Raw genomic sequence first — 11,732 nt, 5'->3', positions numbered from 1 at the left:
CGCGTCTCTGGATCGACATCGGTCTGGGAGTCGCTCAGACGGTGATCGTTCGCGGGAAACGCTCGAGCAAAAGCACGATTTCGCGTTGTTCGGTTGCGTCCGACCCGCCACTCCGTGTCGACCTCGCTCCGACCGTTCTCCGTGTGGGGTCGCTCGCTGCGCTCCCAACCGTTCACGGACGGGTCGACCTACGACCCGCTCGACCGCTCGTCGTCGTCCGCGTCTTCGTCGCCGTCGCCGACTTTCTCCTCGACCGTTTTCTCGACTGTCTCCTCAACTTTCTCGTCGACTGTTTCCTCCACCGTTTCCTCAACTTTCTCGCCGACAGTCTCTTCAACGGTCTTCTCCACTGTTTCTTCGACCTTCTCACCGACGGTCTCCTCGACTGTCTTCTCCACCGTTTCCTCGACGGTTTCGCCGACCTTCTCTTCAACAGTTTCGCCGACCTTCTCCTCGACGGTTTCACCGACTTTCTCTTCAACGGTTTTTTCGACCGTCTCGCCAACCGTCTTCTCGACGGTTTCACCCACGGTCTCCTCGACTTTCCCCGTGACCTCCTCGCTGACGGTGTTGCTGACGTCGTCGGCGACCTCGCTGACCTCCTTGTTGACGGTCTCGCCGACGCTCTTTTCGACCTCCTTGCTCACGGTCTCCTCGACCTTGTCGCCGACCGTCTCCTCGACGGTCTTCTCGACCTCCTTGCTCACCGTTTCCCCGACCGTCTTCTCGACCTCCTTGTTGACGGTCTCGCCGACGGTTTTCTCCACTTCCTTGTCGACGGTCTCGCCGACGCTCTCCTCGACCTGCTTGCCGACCTGGTCCGCGACCTCGCGGGTCATCCAGTCCGGGTCGAACCGGGCCATCTTCCAGACGACGTGGATCACGTACGAGGCGAACACCCCGATCCCGAACGCGATGGCGACGTTGTTCACCTGGAACGTCGCGATGAGCACGATCGACAGAGCGATCAGCGCGCCGTACGCGATGTCGGTTATCGCGTCCACCCGCGCCGGACTTACCATCCTCGTCCCTCCGTGTCGCCGTCGACTGCGCCGCGTCCTCGCGTGGCGTCTCCGTTCATACGTCCACGTTCCGAGCCGACGGCGTAAAAGCCTCCCATTGTCGCCGCCGCCGACCGCCGCGTTCGACGCTCCCGAGGCTCGCCGGCTCCGGAGCGCGGTCCTTTTAGCCCGGATGACCGAAGCGAGCCTATGGACATCGAAGAGGGCGGACTCACCGTCTCCGTCCCCGAGGCCCGCGACGGCGCCAGCGAGGGCACCGGCGGCGGCGTCTTCTTCAACCCGACCCAGGAGCTGAACCGCGACGTGACCGTCGCGACGCTGCGAGCCTACCGCGACCGCGAGCCGCGCGCGGCCTCGTACCTCGACGCGATGGCCGCCTCGGGGATCCGTGGCGTCCGCGCGGCGGCCGAGGGCTACGACGTGACCTGCGCCGACGTCGACGACGAGGCGGTCGAGCTCGCCGCCGCGAACCTCGACGCCAACGGCCTCGACGGCGAGGCGGTCCACCGCGACGTCAACGCCTTGTTGTACGACGAGGGCCCGTTCGACGTCGTCGACCTCGATCCGTACGGCACGCCGATCCCCTTCGCGGACGCGGCGTTCGCGAACGGCCGCAACCTGGTCTGCGTCACCGCCACCGACACCGCGCCGCTCTGTGGCGCCCACCTCAACAGCGGGATCCGCAAGTACGGCGCGGTGCCGCGCAACACCGACTACCACCCGGAGATGGGGCTCCGAACGCTGATCTCTGCCTTGGTCCGGACCGCCGCGCGCTACGACAAGGCCGCGACGCCGATCCTCTCGCACGTCTCCCGGCACTACGCGCGGACCTACCTCGAACTGGAGTCGGGCGCCCGCGCGGCCGACGACTGCCTCGACAACGTGGGGCACGTGGACCACTGCGAGGACTGCCTCTGGCGCGAGGCGACGCCCGGACACATCGCCGACCCGGTCGACGCCTGCCCGGAGTGTGGGAGCGAGCGCGTCCTCACGGCGGGCCCGATCTGGCTCGGCCCGGTCGCCGACGCCGACTTCGCGCGTGCCGTCCGTCGCGAGGTGACAGACGACATGGGCGAGGCGAAGCGCGCGCGCAAGCTGCTCGGCACCGTCGCGCGCGAGCTCGACACTCCCACGCACTACGACCAGCACCGGCTGTACAAGGAGTGGGGCGAGCCCGCTATCGGCATGGACGAGTTCGTCGAGCGCCTCCGCGGCGCCGGCCACGAGGCGAGCCGCGCGCACTACCGCGGCACGGCGGTGAAGAGCACGGCGTCGATCCCCGAGATGCGCGCGGCGGTCCTCGGCGACGACGCGGACTGACGGATCCTAAGGTACCCTCCCGTTTTAGTCGCGGTCGGCCGAAACGCGTGACGTGTCTCGACACTCGCGCACCGCGCTCGGCACGGCCCGGGGCGTCGCCGACCTCGCGATCGACCGGCAGGTGACGTTCCTCGCGGCCGCCATCGCCTACTACGCGTTCGTCTCGCTCGTCCCCGCGCTCCTGCTGCTCGTCGTCGTCGCCACCGCCGTCTTCGGCGAGACCATTGCCGCGGAGTTGGTCGCGTCGACCGGAGACTTCCTCACCCCGGCCGGCGAGGAGGCCGTCGTCGACGCCGTCTCCTCGGCCGGCGGGCGGACCGGCGCGAGCCTGCTCGGGCTCGGCGTGCTGCTCTGGTCGACGCTGAAGGTGTTCCGCGGGCTCGACACGGCGTTCGTCTCCCTCTACGGCGGCGACGAGCCGCCGGGATTCCTCAAGCAGGTCGCCGACGCCGCCTCGGTCGTCGTCGCCGTCGGCGTCGGTATCGGCGTGATGGTCGCCGTCGGCGCGTTCGTCGCGGCCGCGGACGCGCTTCCACTGGTCGAGGCGGCGAGCGTTCTCGCCTTACCTCTCTTCCTCGCCGCCGTCTTCCTCCCCATGTACTACATCCTCCCGCAGCCGTCGATCGGCGTCCGCGAGGCGCTGCCGGGCGCGGCGTTCGCGGCGGTCTGCTGGACGCTGCTCCAGGCCGGCTTTCAGGTGTACGCCGCTGGCGCCGCGCAGTACCAGGTGTACGGCGTCATCGGCGGGGTTCTCCTTCTGGTCACCTGGCTGTACCTCGCGGCCGTCGTCGTCGTCCTCGGCGGCGCGATCAACGTGGTGTTCGCGGGGCGGGACGACGACGGCGACAACTTCCGCGCCGGCGGGCCGGGGGGCCCCGTCACCCCTTCGGACGACGCCGCGGACCGGCAGTTACAACAGGACCGCGACCGACCCACGGGTATGAACGGCGAGTCGGATCCCGACGGGGACGACGGCGAGCGGCCGCGCGGCGCGCCGGACGTCGCCGCCCTCGAAGCGGAGGTCCGGGAGCTGCGGTCGCAGCTCGACGAGTTCGAGGACGACGTGGAACGCCGCACGGTCGACAAGCCCGAGGTCGAGTCGGAGCTGAAGCGGTACGTGCGCTCGCGGATGCGCCGGGGCCACGCCCGCGGCTGGGGCCCCTACCTCGTGTTGCTGTACGGAACCGTGCTGACGCTCGCGGCGCTAACGTCGCTCGACGGGATCTACGCGATCGGCGCCATCGTCGTCCTCGGACTGTCGACGCTCGGCCTCTACACGATATTCATCGTCGTCGGCATCGGCCTCAACCTGATCGAGACGCCCGGCAAGGCGCTCGACTACGCCCGCCGCCGCGGCGATGACTGACGCGGCGATAACTGACGCCGTGACGCCCGCGTCGGCGCCGGCCGAACCGACGGCGACGCCCGCGCCGGCGACGACTCTCGGGGTGATCGAGGCGTGACTAGATTCGTCGCCGCCGAGCGCGGGCTCGGCGAGTTCGCCGTCGTCGATGCGCTCCCGGAGTTCGTCGTCGTCGTCTTCGCGGCCGTCACCCACCTCGCGGACCCGTGGTTCCTCTTCGCGCTGCTCGCGGTCGGCTACTGGTTCGCGAGCGAGGAGGTCGCGGGGTCGCCGCGCCGCGCCGGCGCCACGGCCATCGCGGCCGTCACCTGCGCGTACGCCGCGACGGCGCTCGGCAAGGCGTGGTTCGCGGTCCCCCGGCCGCCCGGCGCGATGTCCCCCGCCGACATCCCGACGTGGCTCCCCGCGCTCCTGTCCGGCTGGTACGAGGCGCAGGTGCTCTCGGACGGGTTCGGCTTCCCGAGCGGCCACGCCACCGGCGGCGCGGCCGCGTATCTCGCCTTAGCCCTCTTATACGACCGATTCTGGACGGACCGCGCCCGTTACCTCGCAGCCGGCGCGGTCGCCGTCGCCATCGCGGCCTCGCGGGTGGTCATCGAGGTTCACTACCTCGTCGACGTGCTCGCGGGGCTGGCGGTCGGCGCGGGGACCGTCGTCGTCGCGCTGTGGCTCGCCGGCGACCCGCGCGTGCGGCGCTCGGCGAGCGCGGAGACGACGGACGCGGCGGCCGGCCCGACCGCCGCGCTGAACCCCGCCCCGGCGTTCCTGCTCGCAGCGGTCGTCTCGACCGGCGCGCTGGCCGTCGCGGTCGCGGGGGGACACACCGGAGAGGTGGTCGAGGCGGGGATCGGGATCGCCACCGGCGCCGGCGGCGCGGTCGGCTGGCGGCTCGTCGACGGCGACGAGCCCGCGGTCCCGGTCAGGGTCGCGGTCCCCGCCCTCGCGGTCACCGGCGGGCTCTGGGTCGGCGCGTACGCGCTTGCGGGAACGCTCCCTGTGACGCTCGTCGCCACCACCGCCGCCGTGGTCGCCGTCGTCGCGCTGCCGGCGCTGCCGGAGCGGATCGGAGCGATGAGCGGCGCCCGGAACTGAGTCGTTTTTCGAGCGGTCGTCGCGGTTCACTCCCGCACGGTCGTCGCGGTTCTCTCCCGAGCACGCACCGTCGTCGACCGACGAGCGCGGCGCTAACCGGGCTGCGGAAAACGGGGAGAGAACGCCGCCGAATCAGTCGTCTTCGAGCGCCTGCGCGATGCGCTGGAGCTGACGGGTCGCGTCGCGGACCTCGTCGCGGAGTTGGCGCACCTCGCGGACGAGCTCCTCGTTGCCGCCGTCGTCGCCGCGAGCGCCCTGCTCGCCCTGTGCGCCAGGACCGCCGCCCATCCCGGGCGGGCCGCCAGCGCCGCCGGGACCGCCGCCGCCGCCCATCATGCCGGACATCATCTGCGCGAAGGGGTTGCCGCCGCCACCGCCGCCCATGCCCGGCGGGCCGCCGCCGCCCATCATCTCCTCGGGCTCGGGCCGGTCGCCCTCCTCGCGCTCCTGCTCGCGTCGCTCGCGGATCTCCTCGACGCGCTCGCGGAAGGACTTCTCCTCGCCGTCGCCGTCGGCGGCGTCGCCCTGTTCGCCGGCCTCGCCGTTCTCGGGGTCGGTGGCGTCGTCGTCTGCCATGGGCAGGCATTCGGCGGCGCCGCCGAAAAGGGTTGTCGTGGCGCCCGCGACGGAGTGTTTATAAGTCGCCGGCGAGCGCGCTGCGGTCGTCTCGCGCGGTCGTCTCGCGCGGTCGTCTCGCGCGGTCGTCTCGCGCGGTCGTCTCGCGCGGTCGTCTCGCGCGGTCGTCTCGCGCGGTCGTCTCGCGCGGTCGTCTCGTGCGGTGGCTCCGTTGGGTCACTCGTGACCGGAGACCCGGACCGGCTCGTAGGGCTCCTCCAGCCACTCCAGATCGGAGTCAGAGAGGTCGATATCGAGCGCCTCGACCGCGTCTTCGAGGTGTTCGATGCTCGTCGTGCCGACGATCGGGGTGTCGACCGACTCCTTGTGGAACAGCCACGCCAAGGCGATCTGGGCCATCTTCACGCCCTTCTCGGCGGCGAGTTCCTCGACGCGCTCGTTGACGGTCGGGCCGCCGCCCTCGCGGTAGGGGTGCGCGTAGAGGTGCTCTTCGGTCTGCCCCCGGAGCGTCGCGTCCACGTCCTCATGCGGGCGCGTCAGGTAGCCGCGCGCGAGCGGGCTCCACGGCATCACACCGACGTCCTCCTTCTCGCAGAGCGGGAGCATCTCGCGCTCCTCCTCGCGGTACGCGAGGTTGTAGTGGTTCTGCATCGTCGCGAACCGCTCATACCCCTCGCGCTCGCTCGCGTGAAGCGCCTCGGCGAACTGGTGGGCCCACATCGAGGAGGCGCCGATATACCGCACGTCGCCGCGCCGCACCGCGTCGTCGAGCGCGGCCAGCGTCTCCTCGATCGGCGTCTCGTCGTCCCAGCGGTGGATCTGATAGAGGTCGATCGTGTCGGTGCCGAGGCGATCGAGGGAGTTCTGAAGTTCCTGTTCGATCGCTTTCCGGGAGAGGCCGCCCGAGTTCGGGTTCGACTCGTCCATCTGGAAGTACCCCTTCGTGGCCACGACGAACTCGTCGCGGTCGTACCCGTCGAGCGCCTCGCCGAGGACGCGCTCGCTCTCGCCGTTCGAGTACATGTTGGCGGTGTCGAAGAAGTTCACCCCGAGGTCGATCGCGCGCTCGACGAGCTCTTTGCCTTCCTCCTCGTCGAGGACCCACTCGCGCCAGTCCGAGTCGCCGAAGCTCATGCAGCCGAGACAGATCTTCGAGACGGTCATCCCGGTGTTCCCGAGGGTCGTGTACTCCATACGCCGATCAGTTCGAGGCGGGACAAAAAGCTACGCGCGGCGGCGGGGATCGCAGGGAGGTCGGCCGGATTGACGGTGATCGCAGGGAGGTCGGCCGGATTGACGGTGATCGCAGGGAGGTCGGCCGGATTGACGGGGAGGGGGACCGCGGGGAGTCAGGCGGGTCGAAGGCGCGGCGGCGGCGAGGCGTTAGTCGCGGAACGACGCGGTGTACACGAGGAACGCGCCGGTGAGGATGACGAACGCGAGGAAGGTGACGAGCGCGAGCACGTTCGCGACCGGCGCGAGCGATGCGAGGAAGGGTTCGCCGGTCGAGTCGAGCACTAAGACTGCGAGGAGGGCGGCGATCAGGCCGAGCAGCCAGTTCGTGAGGATCTCGTCCATGGCTCGCCCGACACGCGGGGGCGACAAAAAGCCGCGGATGCGGCGGCGGTGCGGAGGGGTCGGCGGCGATGCGGAGGAGTGGAGACCACGGTCGCCGCGCGCGCGCCGTCGGAGCTATGGCGCTGGCGCCCCTGAGTCCTCCTGTGAGCGATCGGACGACCTGCTGGCTGCTTGGCGACCAGCTCAACCCCGACCTCGACGTCCTCGACGCGGCCGACGACGTGCTGCTGATCGAGGCGCACGGGTTCGCCGACCGGAAGCCGTACCACGCCCACAAGCTGACGCTCGTGTTCTCGGCGATGCGGCACTTCCGCGACGAGCTCCGCGAGCGCGGCCGCGACGTGACGTACGTGCGGGCGGCGTCGTTCGGCGAGGGTCTCGACGAGTTCTTCGCGGAACGAGACGGGGCAGAGAGAGAGGGCGACGGCGGCTCGGGCGACGGCGACGGCCCGCGCCTGCGGCTCATGCGCCCCGCGAGCCACGGCGCCGGCGAGCGGCTCCGCGAACTGGTCGCCGAGCGCGGCGGAACCCTCGAACTCGTCGACAACGAGCTGTTCTGGACGACGCCGAGCGACTGGCGCGAGTGGGCCGGCGAGGAGGAGACGGCGATCAGACCCGACGGGGCCGCAGAGCGCACCTACAGGCAGGAGAACTGGTATCGGCACGTCCGCCGCGAGACGGGCGTGTTGATGGACGACGGCGAGCCGGTCGGCGGCGAGTGGAACTACGACGACCAGAATCAGGAGACGCCGCCGGACGACTGGCAGCCGCCCGCGCGGCCCGCGTTCGAGCCGGACGAGCTGACGCGTGAGACCCACGCGTGGGTGTGCGAGCGGTTCGACACGTGGGGAAACGACTCGCTCGACGGGTTCGCGTGGCCGGTCACCCGTGACGAGGCCCGCGAGGCGCTCGACCGGTTCGTCCGCGAGGGGCTCCCCGCGTTCGGTCGGTATCAGGACGCGATGGTCGGCGGCGAGTCGTTTTGCTCGCACTCGCTGCTCTCGCCGTCGATCAACCTCGGGCTACTCGACCCGCGCGAGCCGGTCCGGGCGGTCGAGCGCGCCTACGCGGAGCGCGGGGTCGAACCGGGCGGGTACGATCCGGCCGAACACGGAAGGGGCGGCGCGGCGTCGACGTCGCTCGACGACTTCGGGGGCAGCGCGGGCGACGACGGGGGCGACGGCGCCGGGGAGGAGACGGACGCGGCGGCGGACAAGGCGCCCGCCCCCGTCCCGCTCAACGCCGCGGAGGGGTTCGTCCGACAGGTGATCGGCTGGCGTGAGTTCGTCCATCACGTCTACCGCGAGGCGATGCCGGAGTTGGCCGACGCGAATCAGCTGTCACAGGAGCGGGACCTCCCGCCCGCCTACTGGGACGGCGAGACGGACATGCGGTGCCTGTCGGAGGCCGTCGGCCACGTCCGCGAGTTCGGCTACGCCCACCACATCGAGCGGCTGATGGTGTTGTCGAACTTCGCGTTAGTGTACGGAGTTGACCCCGCGGAACTGAACGAGTGGTTCCACCTCGGCTTCGTCGACGCCTACCACTGGGTGACGACGCCGAACGTCGTCGCGATGGGGTCGTTCGGCACGGACGTGCTCTCCTCGAAGCCGTACGCCTCCTCGGGGAGCTACGTCAACCGCATGAGCGACCACTGCGCGGACTGCCGGTACGCCGTCTCGCGGACCACGGGCGAGGGCGAGTGCCCGTTCAACGCGCTCTACTGGGACTTTCTGAAGGAGAACGAGGAGACGCTCCGGGGCACCGGCCGGATGGGACTGATGTACTCACACGTCGACGACAAAGACGACGCGGAGTGGGAGTCGATCCGCGAGCGCGCGGACCGCGTGCGCGAGCTGGCGGCCGATGGGGAGTTATAGGCGTTACTCGCCGCTCGCGAGCCGGCGCAGCCGCGGGAGCGCCTGCTCGTAGCCGAGCCCGACGACCCCGACGTACAGCGCGAGCAGTCCCATGCCGACGGCCCAGGCGCCGAGCACGAGGTCACCGCCCGAGACCGCGGAGAGGCCGAACTGTTCGAGGACGACGCCGACCGCGGCGGCCGCGCCGGCGCCGAGGGTGACGGCGAGGAGTTCGACGAGTTCGACCGCGACGGCAGGTACTTCGACCATACCCGAGGGGAACGGTCGGCGAGTATGAGTCTTTCGGGAGCGCGGTGGCCGGCGCGGTCGACTCACAGAGCGGTGGCCGCCGCGCTCGGCTCACTTCAGCCCGAACGAGCGCATGGCGGTGTCGACGAGCCCCTTCGCGATCAGCGCGAGGCCGGCGAGGAGGAGCATTACCGCGCCGGCGATGACGGGATCACGGACGGCGATGATACCGACGGCGACGAAGACGAGGAGGACGCCGGCGATGCCTTCGAGACCGAGCGTGTCACGCATGTCGGGCGGTCGCCGGCGAGCGGAGTTAAAACGGGAGGATGTCGACGCCGACGGAGAGCGGCCCTTTTATTTCCGCGAACGCGTATCACCGCGTACGCATGAGCAACGGAGACGGCGGCGGTCGGAACGACCTCCGGATGCCCGACGACGACGAGGTGTTCGCGGAGGTCGTCGAGATGCTCGGCGCGAACCGCGTCAAAGTGCGCTGTGCGGACGGGAAACAGCGAACCGCGCGCATCCCCGGCCGGATGCAAAAGCGGGTGTGGATCCGCGAAGACGACATCGTCCTCGTCGAGCCGTGGGACTGGCAGGACGAGAAGGCCGACATCTCGTGGCGCTACGAGAAGAGCGAGGCGGAACAGCTCCGCGAGGAAGGCCACCTCCAATAAGTTGTTGAACGCGGATCGATCGGAGATATCGTCGGAGTCTCAGCCGCTTATTTATAAATGGCTGACTGTGGACTGGTGGTGAACGCCGCCAAAGCCCCGGCCGCTCATTTTTAAATCGTTGCTGGCGGATCGACGGCGAACACCTCCAAAGCCCCAGCCGGGAGGCGGGCGCACGCTTGCTGCGGTCCTCGGTCGCTCGCTTCGCTCGCTCCTGCGGTCCTTGCGTCGCCTGCGCCCGCCTCCCGGCTGCCCCTTTGAGTCCCGCCCGGCACAGCAACCGCGCCTCACGCCTCCCCAGCCTCGTCGCGGCCGCTTAAAAGCGGCCGCGACTCCCTCGCGCGTACTCCTCGCGCCCGAGGGGCGCTCGTCGGCACGCGCCACCGCGTGTCGTAACGTGTCGCTGCCGTCGCGCGGCTCTCCCCGTTTTTAAGTCCGAACAGTTCCCAGCGACGCTATGCTCCGGCTCGCGATGACCACCGACGCGGAGACGTTCGAGCGCGTGCGCGAGCCCCTGGCAGACCGCGGCATCGAGGTTGGTCACGTCCGAGCGAAAGAGCGGGCGCTCCGGGTGTCGGGCGGGGAGGGTTCCGGGGAAAGCGCGAGTTCGCCCGCGGCCGACCCCGCCGAGTTCGACGGCTTCGACGTCGGCCTCGTCTACCCGACCCGCCTGATGGAGGGCGCGGTCGTCGACGAGCGGCTCGGCGTCCCGTGGGTGAACGGCCGCGACGCGGTCGTCGCCTCGCGCAACAAGGCGGGCGTGCTGGCGCGGCTGTCGGCCGCCGGGCTCCCGACGCCGAAGACGACGCTCGTGTCGAACCCCGTCGACGAGTCTGTCGTCGTCGACGCTGTCGAGGCGTTCTCGTACCCCGTCGTCGTGAAGCCCAACTCCGCGACGCGCGGGGTGGGCGTCGCGACCGCGACCGACCTCGACTCGCTTTTGGGCGTCGTCGACTACCTGAACCTGATCCACGACTACCGCGCGACCGGCGACAAGTCGTTCCTGATCCAGGAGTTCCTGCCGGACGCGCGCGACTACCGCGCGATGGTCGTCGACGGCGCGTACGCGGGGGCGGTCGAGCGCGTCCTCGACGACGACGCGCTCGCGGCCGGCCGGTGGAAGCATAACGTCCACCGCGGCGCGACCGCGCGCGGCGTCGAGTTGGATCCCGAGGCGCGCGACCTCGCCGAGCGCGCGGCCGAGACGCTTGGGATCGACTACCTCGGCGTCGACCTGCTCGCGACCGACGACCGGCTCGTCGTCAACGAGACGAACGCGCGCCCGACCGTCGACGCCGCGACGAAGTACGCGGACGACTTCTACGACCGGTTCGCGGCGCTGATCCGGCGGACGGCGGAGCGGGAATAAGAGAGAGTGGGCCGCCTTAGACCAGGTCGATCGACGCGCTGTCGTCGTCGCGGTCGAACGAGACCTCCAAGACGCCGTTGTTGAACGTCGCGTCCGCGGAGTGCTCGTCGACGGGCGCGGGGAGCTCGACCGTCTCGTCGTACTCGCGCCGGTCGGAGACCGCGGAGATGGTGAGCGCGTCGCCGTCGCAGCGCAGCGAGAGGTCGTCCTTCGAGACGGCGGGGAGGTCGGCGACGAGACGCACCGACTCCTCCGTGGTGTACGCGTCGACGTGGGTGTCGGAGCCGAACCCGGCGTCGTCGGCCGACGGGGCGTCGCCGCTGGCCATCTCGTTCATCATCCGCTCGATCTCCTCGAAGAAGTCTCCGAACGGATCGTCGCGGTCGTCTCTGTCCATACCTTCCGTGAAGTCGGTGACCCCGATAAGCCTTCTGTCGGTCGCCGTTTCGGCCGCTATCCGCTCCGCGCCGAGGGTCGCCGAGGGGGCGCCGAGGGAGCGCCGAGGGAGCGCCGAGGGAGCGCCGAGCGACGCGGGCCGGCCGAGACCGACGACGATCGCCGACACCGACCGTAACAAATTCGAACGATTATGACGGTCTCGGCGCGACTGGGCCGGATTTAAGTAGT

13 protein-coding genes are annotated in these 11,732 nt (G+C 70.2%); 6 read left to right on the top strand and 7 right to left on the bottom strand.

Annotated elements, in window-relative coordinates:
• Positions 1-188: 188 nt before the first annotated feature.
• A complete protein-coding gene (locus ACOZ35_RS10190) occupies positions 189-1,022 on the bottom strand; it encodes a hypothetical protein (protein WP_424013495.1) in 834 nt (277 codons plus the stop codon).
• A gap of 189 nt (positions 1,023-1,211) precedes the next feature.
• Here ACOZ35_RS10190 and ACOZ35_RS10185 point away from each other — a divergent pair, with 189 nt between their 5' ends.
• From ACOZ35_RS10185 to ACOZ35_RS10175, 3 genes are all read left to right on the top strand, one after another.
• Positions 1,212-2,342, top strand: a complete 1,131-nt coding sequence (locus ACOZ35_RS10185) for a tRNA (guanine(26)-N(2))-dimethyltransferase (protein ID WP_424013494.1) — start codon at positions 1,212-1,214, stop codon at positions 2,340-2,342.
• Positions 2,343-2,394: 52 nt separating this feature from the next.
• Positions 2,395-3,708, top strand: coding sequence for a YihY/virulence factor BrkB family protein (locus tag ACOZ35_RS10180; RefSeq protein ID WP_424013493.1), 1,314 nt, complete (start codon positions 2,395-2,397; stop codon positions 3,706-3,708).
• Between the two features lie 93 nt (positions 3,709-3,801).
• The gene (locus tag ACOZ35_RS10175) at positions 3,802-4,797 is read left to right on the top strand and encodes a phosphatase PAP2 family protein (protein WP_424013492.1); all 996 of its coding nucleotides are present in this window, start codon (positions 3,802-3,804) and stop codon (positions 4,795-4,797) included.
• A 132-nt stretch (positions 4,798-4,929) separates the two neighbouring features.
• Here the strand turns inward: ACOZ35_RS10175 and ACOZ35_RS10170 are convergent, their stop codons facing one another.
• From ACOZ35_RS10170 to ACOZ35_RS10160, 3 genes are all read right to left on the bottom strand, one after another.
• Complete coding sequence (locus ACOZ35_RS10170) at positions 4,930-5,373, bottom strand: hypothetical protein (protein ID WP_424013491.1); 444 nt, start codon at positions 5,371-5,373, stop codon at positions 4,930-4,932.
• A gap of 216 nt (positions 5,374-5,589) precedes the next feature.
• Positions 5,590-6,567 carry an aldo/keto reductase gene (locus ACOZ35_RS10165; RefSeq protein WP_424013490.1) on the bottom strand — a complete coding sequence of 326 codons (978 nt, stop codon included), beginning with the start codon at positions 6,565-6,567 and terminating at the stop codon, positions 5,590-5,592.
• 189 nt (positions 6,568-6,756) lie between these two features.
• A complete protein-coding gene (locus tag ACOZ35_RS10160; protein ID WP_004597383.1) occupies positions 6,757-6,951 on the bottom strand; it encodes a hypothetical protein in 195 nt (64 codons plus the stop codon).
• A gap of 143 nt (positions 6,952-7,094) precedes the next feature.
• Here ACOZ35_RS10160 and ACOZ35_RS10155 point away from each other — a divergent pair, with 143 nt between their 5' ends.
• A complete protein-coding gene (locus ACOZ35_RS10155) occupies positions 7,095-8,831 on the top strand; it encodes a cryptochrome/photolyase family protein (protein WP_424013489.1) in 1,737 nt (578 codons plus the stop codon).
• A 3-nt stretch (positions 8,832-8,834) separates the two neighbouring features.
• Here the strand turns inward: ACOZ35_RS10155 and ACOZ35_RS10150 are convergent, their stop codons facing one another.
• Together ACOZ35_RS10150 and ACOZ35_RS10145 are read right to left on the bottom strand one after the other, a co-directional pair.
• Complete coding sequence (locus ACOZ35_RS10150) at positions 8,835-9,080, bottom strand: hypothetical protein (protein ID WP_424013488.1); 246 nt, start codon at positions 9,078-9,080, stop codon at positions 8,835-8,837.
• 90 nt (positions 9,081-9,170) lie between these two features.
• On the bottom strand, positions 9,171-9,350 hold the full coding sequence (locus ACOZ35_RS10145; protein WP_424013487.1) for a DUF7470 family protein: 180 nt from the start codon (positions 9,348-9,350) through the stop codon (positions 9,171-9,173).
• A 98-nt stretch (positions 9,351-9,448) separates the two neighbouring features.
• Here ACOZ35_RS10145 and eif1A point away from each other — a divergent pair, with 98 nt between their 5' ends.
• Both eif1A and ACOZ35_RS10135 read left to right on the top strand, forming a co-directional pair.
• The gene (gene eif1A / locus ACOZ35_RS10140) at positions 9,449-9,739 is read left to right on the top strand and encodes a translation initiation factor eIF-1A (protein ID WP_004597376.1); all 291 of its coding nucleotides are present in this window, start codon (positions 9,449-9,451) and stop codon (positions 9,737-9,739) included.
• Positions 9,740-10,193: 454 nt separating this feature from the next.
• Entirely contained in the window at positions 10,194-11,105 is a 912-nt protein-coding gene (locus tag ACOZ35_RS10135) for an ATP-grasp domain-containing protein (protein ID WP_424013486.1), read from the top strand.
• Between the two features lie 16 nt (positions 11,106-11,121).
• Here the strand turns inward: ACOZ35_RS10135 and ACOZ35_RS10130 are convergent, their stop codons facing one another.
• Positions 11,122-11,502 carry an Hsp20/alpha crystallin family protein gene (locus tag ACOZ35_RS10130; protein ID WP_004597365.1) on the bottom strand — a complete coding sequence of 127 codons (381 nt, stop codon included), beginning with the start codon at positions 11,500-11,502 and terminating at the stop codon, positions 11,122-11,124.
• Positions 11,503-11,732 lie beyond the last annotated feature (230 nt).

It is taken from the genome of Halorubrum xinjiangense (assembly GCF_049604745.1).
Taxonomy (GTDB): domain Archaea; phylum Halobacteriota; class Halobacteria; order Halobacteriales; family Haloferacaceae; genus Halorubrum; species Halorubrum xinjiangense_A.
This window is presented reverse-complemented; position numbering and strand designations above follow the sequence as displayed.